Consider the following 18,037-nt stretch of genomic DNA (forward strand, 5'->3'; position numbering starts at 1 on the left):
TCGGGGCGCAAAGCGCCACCCGCTTCAAATCACCTACGCTGCCAGTTCCCCCCTTGCCCCTGCCCACGCCGGCCATCCCAGCGCCCGCCGCCATTGCGCTGCCCGTTGGAATGCCAGTCACCGTGCTGGTACCGCTGGCTGCCATCACGATAGTCATGCCGGTCCCGGTTACCCCGATAGTCATTGCGCTGGCGATTACCGTAGTCATTGCGGGGGTTACCGTGCCACTGGTTCATCCCCGGCTGCGGGTGCGAGCGGTAATAAGGCGCTGGAGCCGAACGGTAGTAGCGCGGCGCCGGCTGATAGTAATAGCGCGGTTGCGGCGTCACGTAGTAACGGTCATAGCGGTAATAGCCCGGCGCTACATAGCGGTCGGTGGAGTAGTAATCCGAACGGTAATAGCCCCCGCTTCCGTAGTATGGAGCGCAGGCGGACGTCATCAGCCCTAGCAGGGCGATCAACAGGATTCGATAGGACATGGCGGCCTCCTGGACCGCTGGAGTGCCCGAGCAGCGGCGCTGGCGAGCGTCGATGCGTAATGCGTTCATCGACACTGAATAAGACCGCTGCGCCGTGGTGCAGTGCCATTTCTGCAACAAATTGATACAGGTAAGATAACCCTGAAAAACTTGCAGTCATTTTCCGGTCATCTCACTAGAATGGGCGGCTCGGCACACATCACGGGAAGATCATGCCCTTACGTTCCGCTCTGTTCTCGCAGCGCTTGCTGATCTTTACCCTGTTGTTGCTGCTGGCCTGCGGCTTCCTCGCCACTTCACTGCTCAGCTACTTCGCCTCGCGCAGCGCCATCCGCGACGGCATCATCAATACCGAACTGCCGTTGACCTCCGACACGGTCTACTCGGAAATCCAGAAAGACCTGATCCGCCCCGTACTGATCGCCTCGATGATGGCCCAGGACACCTTCCTGCGCGACTGGGTGTTGTCCGGTGAGCAGGATACCGCGCGCATGACCCGCTACCTTGGCGAAATCATGGGCAAGCAGGACACCTTCACCTCATTCTTCGTGTCCGACCGCACCCTCACCTATTACCAGGCCAAGGGCGTGCTCAAGCATGTCGAACCAGGCACCTGGCGTGACGCCTGGTACTTCCGCCTGCGCGACCTCAAGGCGCCCTACGAGATCAACGTCGACCTGGACATGGCCAACCAGGACAGCCTGACCGTATTCATCAATTACCAGGTGCATGATTTCCAGCACCGCTTCATCGGTGCAGCGGGGGTTGGGTTGAGCGTGTCGTCGGTGGTCAAGCTGATCGACCAGTATCAGCGCCGCTACCAGCGCTCGGTACTGTTCACCGATGCCAAGGGCAAGGTGCTGTTGACCGGGTCCGAAGGCGGCCCACATGGCTTGCGGGTCGGTCAGCCGCTCAATGGCACCCCTGAGCTGAGCGACGTGCTGGCCCAGCAACTGGTGCCCGGAGCAGGCAGCCACGAGTACCGCGACAGTGATAACCACAGCCACTTCCTTAACGTGCGCCACCTGCCCGAGCTGGACTGGTACCTGCTGGTGGACAAGCGCGAAACGGGCGCCCTCGACCGCATCCGCCACTCCCTGTACCTGAACCTGGCGATCTGCGCGATGATCACCCTGGTGGTGCTGAGGCTGGTGCATGCCATGGTCCGCCGCCACCAGGCCAGCACCGAAGCCCTGGCCACCCTCGACAGCCTCACCGGCCTGCCCAACCGGCGCAGCTTCGACTTGCTGGCCGCCCAGGCCCTGCACGAAGCCCAGCGCGACAGCGGCCCGCTGGTGGCATTGCTGATCGACCTGGACCACTTCAAGGCGCTGAATGACACCCACGGCCACCTGGCAGGCGACGAAGTGCTGCGCCAATTCGCCAATGTGCTGCAGGGCAGCCTGCGCCAGTCAGATATACTGTGCCGCTGGGGCGGTGAAGAATTCATCGTGCTGCTACGTGAAGCCGAAGGCCGGCAGGCCATCGAGGTGGCGGAGAAGATCCGCCGGCGTACTGAACAGCTGACCTTCAACTATGACGACCAGCCATTGCGCCTGACCACCAGCATTGGCCTGAGCAGCCTGCAATCGGGGGACACCTTGCACGCCCTGCTGACCCGCGCCGACCGTGCGCTTTATTGTGCCAAGCAGGCCGGCCGTAACCGCGTCTGCAGTGAAACCCACCATGAATGACAGCCAACACTGCCCCGCTTGCGGTGCCCTGAACCAATGCAGCCTGGCCGACCCGCGCCGCGCCACCCAGGCCTGCTGGTGCTACAGCGTGACCATCGACCCGGCCGTGCTCCAGGCGCTGCCTGCCGAGCTGCGCGACAAAGCCTGCCTGTGCCCGCGCTGCGCCGCCGTGGACCAACAACGCCAATCCCCCGCTTCCCACTGACTGTTTTCCATGCGCCTCGACCGTTTCCTCGCCAACCTGCCCAGCCACAACCGCCAACAAGCCCGCCTGATGCTGGCGCAACGCCGCGTGCGGGTGGACGGCCAGCTGGTCAGCGACCCGCTGGCCGAGGTGCGCGAATTCAGCCGCGTAGAGCTGGACGAGCAACTGCTGCAAGCCGGCCGCCCGGCCCGCTACCTGATGCTGCACAAGCCAACTGGCTGCGTCAGCGCCACCCAGGATCCGCAACACCGCACCGTGCTCGACCTGCTGCCCACTGCGTTGCGTGATGACCTGCACATTGCCGGGCGCCTGGACTTCAACACCACCGGCCTGATGATCCTGACCAACGATGGCCAGTGGTCGCGGCGCCTGACTCAGCCGGCCACCAAGCTGCCCAAGCATTACCTGGTAGATACCGAGGACGAGATTGGCGAGCACTATGTGGCCAAGTTCCGTGAGGGCTTCTACTTCGCCTTCGAAAACCTCACCACACAGCCTGCACAGCTGGATATCCTTGGCCCGCGCCAGGCGCGTCTGGTGATCGTCGAAGGGCGTTATCACCAGGTCAAGCGGATGTTCGGGCATTTCGACAACAAGGTGGTGGGGCTGCATCGGGAGAGCATGGGGGCGATCCGGCTGGACCCGGGGTTGGCGCCCGGGGCGTTTCGTGAGCTTACAGCTGAAGAAATAGCCACTGTCTAGGTTGCCAGTGCCGGCCTCTTCGCGGCGGTTCGGCGCCCCGATGAACCCGCTCCTACAGGGGCCTTGCCGCACTTGAAGGCTGCGTCGAACCTTGTAGGAGCGGGTTCATCGGGGCGCCGAACCGCCGCGAAGAGGCCGGAACAGACCGCACAGGGTCGTCATACGACCGCTCAGCGACAAAAGTCACAAATTTTCCCTGACCGCACTTGCGGGATCCCGGACTCACTGCTTGAATCCAACTCGTCAGTCTGCATGTGACTATCAAGTCACGCCCGCAGTCGAAGACACCTTTTTGCCGGCTACCTAGGGCCTTGATGCCTTGGGGCACGGCAAATTGCCCGCCAAAAACAATATCGTCGACGCAAGTGCCAAGGATCGACACAGGGCCCCCCGGTTACTCTTCAGGCGAATGCCTACCTGTCATAAAGAACGTGCACCCTAGGTGACGCGAATACCCTTTTTGCGCCAGGAGTCGATGACATGAGGCCAGAAATCGCTGTACTTGATGTCCAAGGTCAGTATCGGGTTTACACGGAGTTCTATCGCGCGGATGCGGCCGAGAACACGATCATTTTGATCAATGGCTCGTTGGCCACCACCGCCTCGTTTGCCCAAACGGTACGTAACCTGCACCCGCAGTTCAACGTAGTACTGTTCGACCAGCCCTATGCTGGGAAATCCAAGCCACACAACCGCCACGAACGCTTCATCAGCAAGGAGACCGAGGCGCATATCCTCCTTGAGCTGATCGAGCACTTCCAGGCAGACCACGTGATGTCTTTCTCGTGGGGTGGTGCAAGTACGCTGCTGGCGCTGGCGCACCAGCCGCGGTGCGTGAAGAAGGCAGTGGTGAGTTCGTTCTCGCCGGTGATCAACGAACCCATGCGCGACTACCTGGACCGTGGCTGCCAGTACCTGGCCGCCTGCGATCGCTATCAGGTCGGCAACCTGGTCAACGACACCATCGGCAAGCACCTGCCATCGCTGTTCAAGCGCTTCAACTACCGGCATGTCAGCAGCCTGGACAGCCACGAGTACGCGCAGATGCACTTCCACATCAACGAAGTGTTGCAACACGACCTGGAACGGGCGCTGAACGGTGCGCGTAACATCGACATCCCGGTGCTGTTCATCAACGGCGACCGCGATGAGTACACCACGGTTGAAGATGCGCGGCAGTTCGGCAAGCATGTGGGCCGAAGCCAGTTCAGCGTGATCCGCGATGCGGGCCACTTCCTGGATATGGAAAACAAGGCCGCCTGCGAGGATACCCGTAGCGTCATGCTGGGCTTCCTGAAACCAACCGTGCGTGAAGCCCGTCAACGTTACCACCCGGTACAACAGGGGCAGCATGCATTGGCCATCTGAGCAGCTCGGCGCCCTGTAGCCGTTACCCGCAGGCTATGGGGTGCCGACAAGCTTATTTATAACTTGGGCTTCTAATTCGTGGAGGGTTCTGGTAAAAAGTGCATCGCAGACGCGGGTATAGTTTAGTGGCAAAACGAAAGCTTCCCAAGCTTTAGTTGAGGGTTCGATTCCCTCTACCCGCTCCAAATCGCGTTACCGCATGGCGTTCCAGTGACGTCATCGCAGTCAAAAGGAGCCTTGGCTCCTTTTTTCGTTTCTGTCCTTTCCCTTTGATCTACCCCATGGCCATTTGCCTGCCGATCCGCTTCAATGCGCAGCGGGCGTACGCGCGTGCAAGCGAAACGGCTTGAGGCGGATATGCTCAATGGATCCGTGAAACATTTCGAAAGGACGACGCATGTTTCTCTCCCGCTGGCTACCGGGCCTTGCCAACCTGCTGCACTACCGCCGCGAGTGGTTCCACGCCGACCTGCAAGCAGGCCTCTCGGTGGCGGCGATCCAGATCCCCATTGCCATCGCCTACGCGCAGATCGTCGGCCTGCCGCCGCAATATGGCCTGTACGCCTGCGTGCTGCCGATGATGGTCTACGCCCTGATCGGCAGCTCGCGCCAGTTGATGGTCGGCCCCGACGCCGCCACCTGCGCGATGATCGCTGGCGCCGTGGCCCCCTTGGCCATGGGCGACCCGCACCGGATTGCCGAGTTGTCGGTGATCGTCACCGTGCTGGTCGGGGTGATGCTGATCGCCGCAGGCCTGGCCAGGGCCGGGTTCATCGCCAGCTTCTTCTCGCGGCCGATCCTGATCGGCTACCTCAACGGCATCGGCCTGAGCCTGATCGCCGGGCAGCTTTCCAAAGTAGTGGGGTTCAAGATCGAGGGCGATGGTTTCATCCTCAGCCTGGTCAACTTCCTCCAGCGCCTGGGCGAAATCCACTGGGTGACCCTGCTCATCGGCCTGGCCGCCCTGGGCCTGCTGATCTGGCTGCCACGGCGCTACCCGCGCCTACCTGCAGCGTTGATGGTGGTGGCACTGTTCATGCTGCTGGTCGGCCTGTTCGGCCTCGACCGCTTTGGCGTCGCCATCCTCGGCCCGGTGCCTGCCGGCATCCCGCAGCTGGCCTGGCCACACAGCAACCTGGCGGAAATGAAGAGCCTGTTGCGCGACGCGCTGGGTATCGCCACCGTCAGCTTCTGCAGCGCCATGCTCACTGCGCGCAGCTTTGCCGCCCGGCATGGCTACGCGATCAACGCCAACCACGAGTTCGTCGCCCTGGGCGTAAGCAACCTGGCGGCCGGGGCCTCCCAGGGCTTTGCCATCAGCGGCGCCGACTCGCGTACGGCCGTCAACGACATGGTCGGTGGCAAAAGCCAGCTGGTAGGCATCATCGCCGCGCTGGTAATCGCCCTGATCCTGCTGTTCTTCACCGCGCCAATGGCGTGGATCCCGCAGGCTGCGCTGGGCGCCGTGCTGCTGATGGCCGGCTGGGGGCTGATCGACATCAAGTCGCTGGGGCACATCCGCCGCCTGAGCCGCTTCGAGTTCTGGCTGTGCCTGCTGACCACGGTAGGCGTGCTGGGCCTGGGCGTGCTGCCCGGCATCGTGTTTGCCGTGACCCTGGCGATACTGCGCCTGCTTTACAGCATCTACCAGCCCACCGACGCCGTGCTGGGTTGGCTGCCAGGCACCGAGGGCCAGGTCGACATCCGCAAGTTCAAGAACGCGCGCACCGTGCCAGGCCTGGTGGTGTACCGTTTCGACGACGCGATCCTGTTCTTCAACGCCGACTACTTCAAGATGCGCCTGCTTGAAGCAGTACAAAGCCAGGACCAGCCCAAGGCCGTGCTGTTCGATGCCGAAGCGGTCACCAGCATCGACGTCAGCGGCATCGCTGCCCTGCGCGAAGTGCGCGACACCCTTGCGGCCCAAGGTATCTTCTTCGCCATCGCCCGCGCCCGCGGCACCTTTTTGCGCATGCTGGTGCGCTCGGGGATGGCGCGGGAGATGGAAGACAAACTGCTGTTCGGCTCGGTGCGGGCGGGGATTCGTGCGTACCGGGTGTGGCGTAACCGTAACCGCAGTGTGCAGGTGGCCGAGCAGAGCTGACCGGAACGCTGTTGCTACCTAATGCCGGTCAGTTAAGAAAAGGCAAGGTGTTCTCCATGCCTTTAGCATCGCCTATTCGATCGAGCGCCGCCCGCGCGGCGCTTCGCGGCACAAGGCCGCTCCCACATCTGTTTCGGGCCAGTTACTCCTGCCACCTGCGCACTCGCTCCCTGGGTGCATGGCTGGAGATTGATGAAGAGCAGCGTCAATGCCGATGTCGAAGGGAACAAACAGGGCGACCAGAGGTGATCTCACAGGAGTGATTGGCCCGAAACAGATGTGGGAGCGGCCTTGTGCCGCGAAGCGCCGCGCGGGCGGCGCTCGATCTAACAGGCAACCAAAATCCCAAGGCAAGCACCCGTCAGCCCTTACCGCTTGACTGACTGGCATTAGCCCTTGCCCTCTGACAAACGCCGGTAAGCGCTCAGTAGCCCAGCCTTTCCAGCGTAGCCACTTCAGGTTCTGCAGCACGCTGATAGAACCGCAACAACGCCCCCGTGCGGTTGGTGAAAATCCCGTTTACCCCCGCCTTCATGGCCTTGTCGAAATCTACCGGCTCGTCGAGTGTATACACATGCACCAGCAAATCGCGTGCATGGCTGGCCTGGTTCATCCAGGGCTGGATCAGGTCGGCATAGCTCTGCTCACCCAGGCTCGTGCGCCTGGCAGAGGGCCCTGTACCAATCGCTCCGCCTTGCCTGGCATGCTCAAGCCAGCGCAGGAATTCTGCCCGGTCTTGCGGTTGCTGGCGTGCGTAGAACGCAGCCTTGTCGGTTTCACCCGAGTCGGCGAAGTCCTGCCCCGAGGCGGGCTTGATGGCTTTCGTGCCGACCCATAGCAACAGTATCTTCGGTACTTGCGGCATGGCCTGGTGCAGCAGCGCCAGGCTGTTGCGATCGAAGGTCTGCAACACCACACGGCCCGGCCGGTCGAGCCAGCCACGGGCTTCCAGCCGTGCCTTCAGGTCCTTTTCGATACCGGGAAACTGATTGGGCACCTTGGTCTCGATATACAACCCGGGTTGCCGCCTGGGGTTGCCTTCGGCGATGTCGATGACCTCGTCCAAGGTAAGGATCGGCAGGTTGCCGAAGCTGGGCCGGGCACGTTCCGGATAGGCCTGGTTGAACCAGCTGCCTGCGTCCAGCGACTTGAGTTCGGCGAGTGTGAAGGCGCTGACCGGGCTGGCTTTGCGCTCAGGGAAACGCTCGGCGACATCACTGGTGCGTGACAGCACATCGTCATGCACCACCACCAGCACGCCGTCACGGGTGCGTTGCAGGTCCAGCTCCAGGTAGTCGGCGCCCTGCTCGCGGGCCAGCAGGTAGGCTGGAGCCGTGGATTCCGGGGCATCGTACGAGGCGCCACGGTGGGCGATCACTGCCGGGTGCGGGATGCCGTGGGCGGTGGCCAGGGCTTTGCTGTTGTTGGCGGAGACTGCGGATGCAGTGAACAAAGCAGTCAAAGCCAAAAAACTGAACCAGGGGTTGTGCATGAGAAAGTCCTTATCGTAAGCCTTGCTCTGCCTGCTCCGGCCCTTTCGCGGCGGTTCGACGCCTCGATAAACCCGCTCCTCCAGGTCCAGCACAGGTTTCAAGACTGATGCCAGGTTTCAGATCCTGTGGGGGTTTACCCGCGAAGAGGCCAGCATGGGCAACACTAGACTACTGCCTGGACAGCAACCCTCGCACACCTTGCATGACATGCTAAAGTCGCCCCGTTCCCCGCACCACCCAACGGACCCAGCATGCCCGCACTTGACGCCACCCTCACCCCTTGGCCAGAACTTGCCGCCCGCCACCCCTGCGACGCTCTGCTGCTGGGCAACGGCGCCAGCCGCGCATTGTGGAAGCCGTTCGGCTACTTCTCGCTGTTCGAGGAAGCACAACGTGCCGGCCGCAAGAAAGGCCTGGCTGTCAGCGACCAGGCACTGTTCAAATCGTTGACCACGGAACTGTTCGAGCCCGTACTCAGCGCCCTCAACACCACCGTGCGCACCAACGCTGCGCTGGCCATCAACTCCACCGCGCCACTGAACCGCTACTACTCGATCAAGGAAGCGCTGATCCACGCCGTGCGCACGGTGCACCTGCCGTGGCCGCTGATGCCGGCTGCCAGCCTGGCAACTCTCAACCAGGCCCTGCGCGGCTACCGCAGCGTCTACACCAGCAACTACGACCTGCTGCTGCCATGGGCCGTGCAACACAACCCGCATGGCTTCGCCGAACTGTTCGATGAGCAAGGTTTCTTCGACGTGCGTCGCACCAACAGCAAAGGCACTCGTGTGCTGCACCTGCATGGTGGCCTGCACCTGCTCAAGCTGCCCGACGGTACCACCCGCCAACGCAGCGCCGACAGTGCCGAAATGCTCGATGGGTTTGCCGTCAACATCCCGGGTGAAGTGCCGCTGTTCGTCAACGAAGAGCGCAGCGACGAGAAAATGCGCGCCATCCGCCATTCGGACTACCTGAGCTGGTGCCTGGCGCAACTGGCGCAGGAAAGCCAGGGGCTATGCCTGTTCGGGCAGCATCTGGACAGCACTGACCAGCACTTGCTTGAAGCTATTCGGCTGGCGCGGCCGAAGCAGCTGTCAATTGCTGTCCGGCCGCTGAGTGAGGCGTCGGTGATCAACCAGAAGCAGCATTTTGTCGATCGGTTCGGGGATATGCCGGGGACGGTTCTGCATTTCTTCGATGCCAGTACCCATCCATTGGGGCACGCAGAGCTTGCTGTTGAATCACCGCCCACCCGACGATGAGGTGAGCTTGAAGCACATGTTCAATGTGCCAGACCAGGGTCGCCGAAAACGCGCTCGTAGGCCCTCGACACATTGACAGCCATCGCTATGCGAGCAAGCTCCAACGTGTTCTGGCCGATGGCATAGCTCCCTCGTTCCTGCAACCAGGCCAGAATATCGGCAAGGTGCCAGAGAGACGTGCTGCCATCGTGAACAGGCACAGGGAAGCTATTGGCATGCGCGAGCATCAATTTGCGCATGTTCTGTCGAGGCACGCCGATGATTTCAGCCACATCGCTTAGCCCTACAAGGTCAGGGCTCGCCTCGATGAGACGAGCCCCTCTCTGCCAACGTCATTCAACGCGCTTTCGAGAGCCTGCCTGGCAGAGCTGGATTCGCGAATGAATGCCAGTGCCAGGCGCCCTGGCTGACCGACGCCGGCCAGCGCATCATCACATCCGCTTTCACACAGGCGTTCCAACAGCGCATCGATATCTTCGTTTTCGCCCAATTGATACTTGAGGGTGAACTCATACTCCATTGTTACTCCTCCTCCCCGGCATTGGGTGCACACATTGCCATTCTGCCAGCCGCACAGTTATCGACCACACGCCTTAGCTGTCGCGCTAAATTGTCGGCGCTCCTTGGAGTGCTCCATACGCTGGTAATGCAGGCTTGCCACCAAAAGGTTGTCAAATGACAACCTGATCTTCGACAAGCAAGCACGTCACACTACAGAAAGGTTGAAGCGAGAAGTCGCAGGAGCGCGCAATCAGGAAACGCCCTACAAGAATGCTGGAACACTATCTGAAGAATGGCCGGAGTTGACTGGAGGACAGGTGTTGGGCCGCTCAAAGCAACCCATCAGCCCGCAGCAACGTCTCCAGGCAATGCTCCTGCACCCCATAGAACGCCTTGAGCTGAGCAATCTTCTCCAGCAACGCACCGTTGTCCCCCGCCTGGCGCCGTTTCACCGCAAGAATCATCTTGTTCTTGTTGGTGTGCTCCAGCGAGATGAACTCGAACACCTTGGTCTCGTAACCGCAGGCTTCCAGGTACAGCGCGCGCAGGCTGTCGGTGAGCATTTCGGCCTGCTGGCCCAGGTGCAGGCCGTACTGCAGCATAGGTTGCAGCAACCCTGGGCTGTGCAGTTGCGGGCGGATCTGCTTGTGGCAGCATGGCGAGCACATGATGATCGCGGCATCGCAACGGATGCCGGTATGGATGGCATAGTCGGTGGCGATGTCGCAGGCATGCAGGGCAATCATCACTTCGATGGCCGCAGGCACCACGCTGCGCACGTCACCACACTGGAACTCCAGGCCTGGGTGCTCCAGGCGCGAGGCGGCTGCGTTGCACAGGTCGACCATGTCCTGGCGCAACTCCACGCCGGTCACCTGGGCCTGGCGGCCAAGGCTGTTGCGCAGGTAGTCGTGCATGGCAAAGGTCAGGTAGCCCTTGCCCGAACCGAAATCCGCCACCCGTAGCGCTTGTTCCGCCGCCACCGGGGCGCTGGCCAGGGCGTGGTCGAAGACTTCGATGAATTTGTTGATCTGCTTCCACTTGCGCGACATGGCCGGGATCAGCGCGCCTTGTGCGTCGGTCACGCCGAGGTCGCGCAAGAACGGCCGCGACAGCTCCAGGTAGCGTTTTTTCTCGCGATCATGGCCGCTGGTCGTGGCTGCCTCGCGCGGTGCCTGTGCGCCGTGGCGCTGGAGCATCGGCTTGCCTTTCTTGCTGAATGTCAGCTGCACTTCGCCGTCAGCGTCGAACAGGTGGGCGTTGCGAAAGCTGTCTGGCAGCAGCTCGGCGACCAGCGCCTGGGCCTGGTCCAGCGCCAGGTTGCGGGTGATGTCGCGGGTCTGGTGGCGGTAGACCAGCGACAGGCACGGTTGGCCCTTGACCTGCAGCGGCTTGGCAATGATCCGTTGCAGGGTCTGGTCGGCACCGACATGGCGCGCCAGCACCAGTTTGACCAGGGTGTTGCCGTGCAGGGCAGCGTGCAGCAGGTCGAGAAACTGGGCGCGCGCATCCGGCGCGGCGGAAGCGGAATTACTGGCGGACATGGAGAAACGGTGCCTCGAATAGCGGGAAGCGCTTGGCGCAATGCATGCATTCTACAGGGAGGGGTACATCCTGTGGGAGATTGCTCCGCCCGCACATGGATCTGACTTCGCAAGCACCACACGGCCCTTGTGGGAGCGGGTTCATCGAGGCGTCGAACCGCCGCGAACACCGGCACAGCCGGTGCCATTTACCGTGTTGGATTCTTCGCGGGTGAACCCGCTCCCACAAACCATCGGACTGCGAGTCAGTCGAGGGTCACCAGGCGGTTGGGCAGTTCATTACGGGAGTGGGTAGGCGGCACATGCTCACTCAGCAGCTCACCACAGGCCTCGATGCATTCGACAAAACCCTGCAAGGTCCTACCCTGGCGCACCTGTTCGGCAAAGCGGGCGACAATGGCCGCGCGGGCCGTGGCATCCATATGGTGCTCGATGCCGCGGTCGACCAGAATCTCCACATGCCGCTCCGCCTCGCTGACAAAAATCAGCACGCCCGTGGCGCCTGCCGTGCGCTGCAAGTTCTGCTCGCGAAACTGTTGCCGGGCCAGGCGCGAGGCGCGCCAGCGGCGCAGGGCCCGGGGTATCAGCCAGCCGGCCAGGCGCGGATTGCGCAGCAGCAGGCACAGGCCGATGAACAGCAGCACATTGGCTACCAGCAAGCCGCGCACGCCCGGCCAGCCCAGCAGCCAGTGCAACAGGCCCGGCACGGCCAGCGCCAGCACGGCGGCCCAGAACAACGGCCAATAGGCGTAATCGTCGGCACGGCGGGCCAGCACCGTCACCAGTTCGGCATCGGTGCGCCGTTCGGCACGGGCAATCGCTTCGGCAATCTGCCGCTGATGGTATTCGTCAAAGGGGGTCATGCCGTCGGTCTCTTGAGCATTCTTATAGTTGTTGTCCCGGCATTCGGGGCTTCGTGCGCAGCCGACATATTCAGGCATAATCCGCCGCTGGAAGAATTGCCTGCAAATCGTACAACAATAGCCGCCTGAAAACTTCGGCCGTGCGTATCACCGTGGATACGGCAAAGGCCCCATAACGGAATTCATGATGAAACTGTCTTTGCTGGGCCTGGCCATGGGCCTTGCCAGTCAGGCGGCCCTCGCCGCCCCCTCCGCCCCGCCCCTGCAAGACAAGCAGGCATTCATCGACCATCTGATCAGCCAGATGACCGAAGCCGAGAAGATCGGCCAGCTGCGCCTGATCAGCATCGGCCCGGAAATGCCCCACGACAAGATCCGCGAGGAGATTGCCGCAGGCCGCATCGGTGGCACCTTCAACTCGCGTACCGCCCCGGAGAACCGGCCGATGCAGGACGCGGCCATGCGCAGCCGCCTGAAGATCCCGATGTTCTTCGCCTACGACACTGTCCACGGCGAACGTACCATCTTCCCGATCGGCCTGGGCATGGCCGCGACCTGGGACATGGACGCCGTCGCCAAGGTCGGCCGCACCGCCGCCATCGAAGCAGCAGCCGATGCCTTGGACATGACCTTCGCACCGATGGTCGACATCGCCCGCGACCCACGCTGGGGCCGCACCAGTGAAGGCTTCGGCGAAGACACCTACCTGACCTCGAAAATCGGCCAGGTAATGGTCCGCTCGTTCCAGGGCAGCAGCCCGGCCAACCCCGACAGCATCATGGCCATCGTCAAGCACTTTGCCCTGTATGGCGCGGTGGAGGGCGGGCGCGACTACAACACGGTCGATATGAGCCTGCCGAAAATGTACAACGACTACCTGCCGCCCTACCGCGCCGCGCTCGACGCCGGTGCTGGCGGGGTGATGGTGGCGCTGAACTCGATCAATGGCGTGCCGGCCACCTCCAACACCTGGCTGATGAACGACCTGCTGCGCAAGGAGTGGGGCTTCAAGGGCGTGACCATCAGCGACCACGGCGCCATTCAGGAACTGATCCGCCACGGTGTCGCCCGCGACGGCCGCGAAGCCGCCAAGCTGGCGATCAAGGCCGGCATCGACATGAGCATGAACGACACCCTGTACGGCGAAGAGCTGCCAGGCCTGCTGAAGTCCGGCGAAGTGACCCAGGGCGAGCTGGACCAGGCGGTGCGCGAAGTGCTTGGCGCCAAGTACGACATGGGCCTGTTCAAGGACCCGTACGTGCGCATCGGCAAGGCCGAAACCGACCTCAAGGACTACTACGGCGACGACCGCCTGCACCGCGAAGCCGCGCGTGACGTGGCGCGCCGCAGCCTGGTGCTGCTGGAAAACCGCAACCAGACCCTGCCGCTGAAAAAGGCTGGCACCATCGCCCTGGTCGGCCCGCTGGCTGATGCCCCGATCGACATGATGGGCAGCTGGGCCGCTGACGGCAAACCGATGCATTCGGTAACCGTGCGCGAGGGCCTGCGTCGCGCCGTGGAAGGCAAGGCCAAGCTGGTCTACGCCAAAGGCTCCAACGTCACCGGCGACAAGGCGATGTTCGACTACCTGAACTTCCTCAACTTCGATGCCCCGGAAATCGTCGATGACCCACGCCCGCCTGCAGTGCTGATCGATGAAGCGGTCAAGGCGGCAAAGCAGTCTGACGTGGTGGTGGCGGTGATTGGCGAGTCCCGTGGCATGTCCCACGAATCGTCGAGCCGTACCACCCTGGAAATCCCGGCCAGCCAGCGTGAGCTGATCAAGGCCCTGAAAGCCACCGGCAAACCGCTGGTGCTGGTGCTGATGAACGGCCGGCCGCTGTCGATCGCGTGGGAGCGCGAGCAGGCTGACGCCATCCTCGAAACCTGGTTCGCCGGCACCGAAGGCGGCAACGCCATTGCCGACGTGCTGTTTGGCGACTACAACCCGTCCGGCAAGCTGGCCATCACCTTCCCGCGTTCGGTCGGGCAAATACCGATGTACTACAACCACACCCGTATTGGCCGGCCGTTCACGCCGGGTAAGCCGGGCAACTACACCTCGCAGTACTTCGAAGAGCCCAACGGCCCGCTGTACCCGTTCGGCTATGGCCTGAGCTACAGCAGCTTCGAGCTGTCGGGCCTGACGTTGTCGAACAAGGACCTCAAGCGTGGCGGCACGCTGGAGGCCAAGGTAGCGGTGAAGAACACCGGCAAGGTGGCAGGCGAAACCGTGGTGCAGCTGTACCTGCAGGATGTATCGGCGTCGATGAGCCGCCCGGTGAAAGAGCTGAAGAACTTCCAGAAGCTGATGCTCAAGCCTGGCGAGTCGCGTACGTTGACCTTCCGCATCAGCGAGGAAGACCTGAAGTTCTACAATGGCCAGCTGCAGCGGGTTGCCGAGCCAGGGGAGTTCAATGTCCAGGTCGGGCTGGATTCCCAGGCGGTGCAGCAGCAGAGCTTTGAGCTGCTGTAACTGAATAGGTCGCCTGTACCGGCCTCTTCGCGGGCTTGCCCGCTCCCACAGGATATTCGCAGCCCGATGGGCCTGTGCAGTACCTGTGGGAGCGGGCAAGCCCGCGAATAGGCCGGCCCTGATATCCCATTCATCCGGATCCGCCCCAATGCCCTTTTCCTTTCGCGCCCTGCGTCTGGGGCTGATCACCCTGCTGATCGTGCTGGGCACAGCCCTCAGCGCTGGCTGGGCCATGCACCAGGCCAAACGCCAGGCCATGGAAGACGACGCCCAACGTGCCAACCAGCAGCTGGGCCTGTACGCCAATGCCTTGCACACGCTGATCGACCGCTACCGCGCCCTGCCCGCGGTGCTGGCGCTGGACCCGGAGCTGATCGCCGCCCTGCGCGGCCCCGTCACTGAACAGGTGCAGGGTGCCCTGAACCTCAAGCTCGAACGCATCAACGGCGCCGCCAACTCCTCCACCCTCGAATTGCTCGACCGCACTGGCCTGGCCATTGCCGCCAGCAACTGGCGGCAACCCAGCAGCTACGTGGGCTCCAACTACGGCTTTCGGCCCTACTTCAAGCAAACCCGCAGCCAGGGCAGCGGCCGCTTCTACGCCGTGGGTGTGACCAGTGGCGTGCCAGGTTACTTCCTCGCCAGCGCGGTAAACGACGAGCACGGCCGCTTCCTCGGTGCCATGGTGGTGAAGCTGGAGTTCCCCGAGCTGGAGCGCGAGTGGCGCCAGGGCAGTGACATCCTGCTGGTCAGCGACGCCCGCGGCATCACCTTCATCGCCAACCAGGACGGCTGGCGCTACCGCGAGTTGAAGCCACTCAGCGGCGCCGATCGTGCCGAGCTGGCCGAAACCCGCCAGTACGACAAGCAGCCGTTGGTGCCGCTGCAGCATCAGGTACTCACCCGCTTTGCCGAAAACAGCACGCTTAGCCGCGTGCAAGGCCCGGAGGGCAGCGCCGAGTACTTGTGGGAAAGCTTGCCGCTGGAAGGCGAGAACTGGACCTTGCACCTGCTGCGCAAAACCCAGGTGGCTGCGGACGGGCGCAATGCCGCCCTCGGCGCCGCCGCCGTGTGGCTGAGCCTGGTGTTCGCCGCGCTGTTCGTCAGCCAGCGCCTGCGCCTGGCTCGCCTGCGCCAGCGTAGCCGGCAAGAGCTCAAGCGCCAGGTCGAAGAACGCACCCGCGAATTGCGCACCGCCCAGGAGGGCCTGGTGCAATCGGCCAAATTGGCCGCGCTCGGGCAGATGTCAGCTGCCATGGCCCACGAAATCAACCAGCCGCTTACCACCCAGCGCATGCAACTGGAAACCCTGCGCCTGCTGCTGGACCATGGCCGTCATGACGAAGCGCGCCAGGCGCTGGAGCCGCTGGAACAGATGCTCACCCGCATGGCCGCGCTGACCAGCCACCTGAAAACCTTTGCCCGCAATAGCCCGGTAGGCCTGCGTGAGCGCCTCGACCTGGCCACCGTGGTCGACCAGGCCTTGCACCTGCTGGACGCGCGCATGCGCAGCGACGAGGTAGAAGTGGCCCTGTACCTGGCACGCCCGGCCTGGGTGCGTGGCGATGCCATTCGCCTGGAGCAGGTACTGATCAACCTGTTGCGCAATGCCCTCGACGCCATGGCCGACAAACGCTACAAACGCCTGGAGATCCGTATCGAGCCCGACGGCGAGTTGTGGCGCTTGAGTGTGCTTGATTCGGGCGGCGGTATTGCCGAGGACGACCTGGCCAAGGTCTTCGACCCGTTCTTCACCACCAAGCCGGTGGGCGAAGGCCTCGGGCTGGGCCTGGCCATTTCCTACGGCATCGTCCACGAGGCCGGCGGCCAGCTGCAGGCCGAAAACCTGCCGGGCGGCGCGCGCCTGAGCCTTACCCTGCCCCGCGACCTGGAGCCTGTATGTTGAATTCAGTGATCGTCGTCGATGATGAAGCCAGTATCCGCACTGCGGTCGAGCAATGGCTGAGCCTGTCTGGCTTCAGCGTACAGCTGTTCGCCCGCGCCGAAGAATGCCTGGCGCACCTGCCGCGGCACTTTCCCGGGGTCATCATCAGCGACGTGCGCATGCCGGGCATGGATGGCCTGCAATTGCTCGAACGCCTGCAGGCTGACGACCCTGATTTGCCGGTAATACTGCTGACTGGCCATGGCGATGTACCGATGGCGGTTGAAGCCATGCGCAGTGGGGCCTATGACTTCCTGGAAAAGCCCTTTACCCCGCAGCATCTGCTGGGCAGCCTGCGCCGGGCCCTGGAAAAGCGCCAGCTGGTGCTGGAAAACCGCCGTTTGCACGAGCAGGCCGACCTCAAGTCACGCCTGGAAGGCACGCTGCTGGGCATGTCCCAGGGCCTGCAACAGTTGCGCCGACAAGTGCTGGACCTGGCCAGCCTGCCGGTCAACGTGCTGATCCGTGGCGAAACCGGCAGTGGCAAGGAACGGGTGGCCCGCTGCCTGCACGATTTTGGTCCACGCGCCGGCAAACCCTTCGTCGCCCTCAACTGTGCGGCCATCCCCGAAGCGCTGTTCGAGGCCGAGCTGTTTGGCCATGAAAGCGGCGCTTTCACCGGTGCCCAAGGCAAGCGCATCGGCAAGCTGGAGTACGCCAACGGTGGTACGGTGTTCCTCGACGAAATCGAGAGTATGCCGCTGGCCCAGCAGGCCAAGCTGCTGCGGGTAATCCAGGAACAGAAGCTGGAGCGCCTGGGGGCCAACCAGAGCATCAGCGTCGACTTGCGCATTATTGCCGCCACCAAGCCAGACCTGCTCGAAGAAGCGCGCGCCGGGCGCTTTCGCGAAGACTTGGCCTACCGCCTGAATGTCGCCGAATTGCGCCTGGCGCCGTTGCGCGAGCGGCGTGAGGACATTCCACTGCTGTTCGAACACTTTGCCCGCGCCGCTGGCGAAAAGCTGGGTCGTGTTGCCCCGCCGCTGTCGGGTGCGCAACTGGCGCAGCTGCTGTCGCATGACTGGCCGGGCAACGTGCGTGAACTGGCCAACGCGGCGGAGCGGCATGCGCTGGGGCTGGGTTCGCCGAACATCGAGGTGGCGCCTGCCGGGCAGTCACTGGGCGAGCAGATGGAAGCGTTTGAAGCACAGTGCCTGCGTGCGGCGTTGCGCCAGCATGGGGGGGCAATTAACGCAGTGATGGAGGCGTTGCAGCTGCCTCGGCGCACGCTTAACGAAAAGATGCAGCGTCATGGGTTGGTGCGCGAGGACTTTATTGCGCGGGAATGAGCGGATTTCCGCTTATCGTGCTTAGTAAGCAAGCGAAAATCCGCTCATGGATGGGGTTTCAAGGGGGCTGCGTTGCAGCCCTTCGCGGGGCAAGCCCGCTCCTGCAACGGAA

General features: G+C 62.9%; 13 protein-coding genes, 1 tRNA gene and 1 pseudogene. 10 read left to right on the plus strand and 5 right to left on the minus strand.

The annotated features are described in order from the left end of the window. Positions 1 to 29: 29 nt before the first annotated feature. The gene (locus ACIP1G_RS16970; RefSeq protein WP_400738958.1) at positions 30 to 479 is read right to left on the minus strand and encodes a hypothetical protein; all 450 of its coding nucleotides are present in this window, start codon (positions 477 to 479) and stop codon (positions 30 to 32) included. Between the two features lie 212 nt (positions 480 to 691). Between ACIP1G_RS16970 and ACIP1G_RS16975 the strand changes: the two genes are divergently transcribed. From ACIP1G_RS16975 to ACIP1G_RS17000, 6 genes are all read left to right on the plus strand, one after another. Beyond that, positions 692 to 2,173, plus strand: coding sequence for a diguanylate cyclase (locus ACIP1G_RS16975; RefSeq protein ID WP_400738960.1), 1,482 nt, complete (start codon positions 692 to 694; stop codon positions 2,171 to 2,173). After that, a complete protein-coding gene (locus ACIP1G_RS16980) occupies positions 2,166 to 2,378 on the plus strand; it encodes a cysteine-rich CWC family protein (RefSeq protein ID WP_400738962.1) in 213 nt (70 codons plus the stop codon). The genes ACIP1G_RS16975 and ACIP1G_RS16980 overlap by 8 nt, the downstream gene beginning before the upstream one ends. A gap of 9 nt (positions 2,379 to 2,387) precedes the next feature. Next, positions 2,388 to 3,080 (plus strand): pseudouridine synthase, encoded by a 693-nt coding sequence (locus ACIP1G_RS16985; protein WP_400738965.1) that lies wholly within the window; start codon positions 2,388 to 2,390, stop codon positions 3,078 to 3,080. A gap of 480 nt (positions 3,081 to 3,560) precedes the next feature. After that, the gene (phaG, locus tag ACIP1G_RS16990) at positions 3,561 to 4,448 is read left to right on the plus strand and encodes a (R)-3-hydroxydecanoyl-ACP:CoA transacylase (RefSeq protein WP_400738968.1); all 888 of its coding nucleotides are present in this window, start codon (positions 3,561 to 3,563) and stop codon (positions 4,446 to 4,448) included. Positions 4,449 to 4,559: 111 nt separating this feature from the next. Then, positions 4,560 to 4,633: transfer RNA gene (locus ACIP1G_RS16995), tRNA-Gly, on the plus strand. Between the two features lie 212 nt (positions 4,634 to 4,845). After that, positions 4,846 to 6,552 (plus strand): SulP family inorganic anion transporter, encoded by a 1,707-nt coding sequence (locus ACIP1G_RS17000; RefSeq protein WP_400738971.1) that lies wholly within the window; start codon positions 4,846 to 4,848, stop codon positions 6,550 to 6,552. Positions 6,553 to 6,976: 424 nt separating this feature from the next. Here the strand turns inward: ACIP1G_RS17000 and ACIP1G_RS17005 are convergent, their stop codons facing one another. After that, positions 6,977 to 8,044 carry a glycerophosphodiester phosphodiesterase family protein gene (locus tag ACIP1G_RS17005; protein WP_400738974.1) on the minus strand — a complete coding sequence of 356 codons (1,068 nt, stop codon included), beginning with the start codon at positions 8,042 to 8,044 and terminating at the stop codon, positions 6,977 to 6,979. A 252-nt stretch (positions 8,045 to 8,296) separates the two neighbouring features. Here ACIP1G_RS17005 and ACIP1G_RS17010 point away from each other — a divergent pair, with 252 nt between their 5' ends. Continuing rightward, positions 8,297 to 9,307 (plus strand): DUF4917 family protein, encoded by a 1,011-nt coding sequence (locus ACIP1G_RS17010; RefSeq protein ID WP_400738977.1) that lies wholly within the window; start codon positions 8,297 to 8,299, stop codon positions 9,305 to 9,307. A gap of 20 nt (positions 9,308 to 9,327) precedes the next feature. Here the strand turns inward: ACIP1G_RS17010 and ACIP1G_RS17015 are convergent. The 3 genes and pseudogenes from ACIP1G_RS17015 to ACIP1G_RS17025 all read right to left on the minus strand — a co-directional run bounded on the left by ACIP1G_RS17015 (position 9,328) and on the right by ACIP1G_RS17025 (position 12,215). Further along, positions 9,328 to 9,827: pseudogene (locus tag ACIP1G_RS17015) on the minus strand (helix-turn-helix transcriptional regulator). 310 nt (positions 9,828 to 10,137) lie between these two features. Next, positions 10,138 to 11,352 (minus strand): class I SAM-dependent methyltransferase, encoded by a 1,215-nt coding sequence (locus ACIP1G_RS17020; protein ID WP_400738980.1) that lies wholly within the window; start codon positions 11,350 to 11,352, stop codon positions 10,138 to 10,140. A gap of 245 nt (positions 11,353 to 11,597) precedes the next feature. Continuing rightward, positions 11,598 to 12,215, minus strand: a complete 618-nt coding sequence (locus ACIP1G_RS17025) for a TPM domain-containing protein (RefSeq protein WP_400738983.1) — start codon at positions 12,213 to 12,215, stop codon at positions 11,598 to 11,600. Positions 12,216 to 12,399: 184 nt separating this feature from the next. On the opposite strand from ACIP1G_RS17025, the gene bglX reads away from it, so the two are divergent. The 3 genes from bglX to ACIP1G_RS17040 all read left to right on the plus strand — a co-directional run bounded on the left by bglX (position 12,400) and on the right by ACIP1G_RS17040 (position 17,925). Next, entirely contained in the window at positions 12,400 to 14,691 is a 2,292-nt protein-coding gene (bglX, locus tag ACIP1G_RS17030; protein ID WP_400738986.1) for a beta-glucosidase BglX, read from the plus strand. A 148-nt stretch (positions 14,692 to 14,839) separates the two neighbouring features. After that, positions 14,840 to 16,597: an ATP-binding protein gene (locus ACIP1G_RS17035; protein WP_400738988.1), complete on the plus strand. Its 1,758-nt coding sequence runs from the start codon at positions 14,840 to 14,842 to the stop codon at positions 16,595 to 16,597. After that, entirely contained in the window at positions 16,591 to 17,925 is a 1,335-nt protein-coding gene (locus tag ACIP1G_RS17040) for a sigma-54-dependent transcriptional regulator (RefSeq protein ID WP_400738990.1), read from the plus strand. The genes ACIP1G_RS17035 and ACIP1G_RS17040 overlap by 7 nt, the downstream gene beginning before the upstream one ends. Positions 17,926 to 18,037 lie beyond the last annotated feature (112 nt).

The organism is Pseudomonas sp. NPDC089392 (assembly GCF_044749595.1).
Taxonomy (GTDB): Bacteria; Pseudomonadota; Gammaproteobacteria; order Pseudomonadales; family Pseudomonadaceae; genus Aquipseudomonas.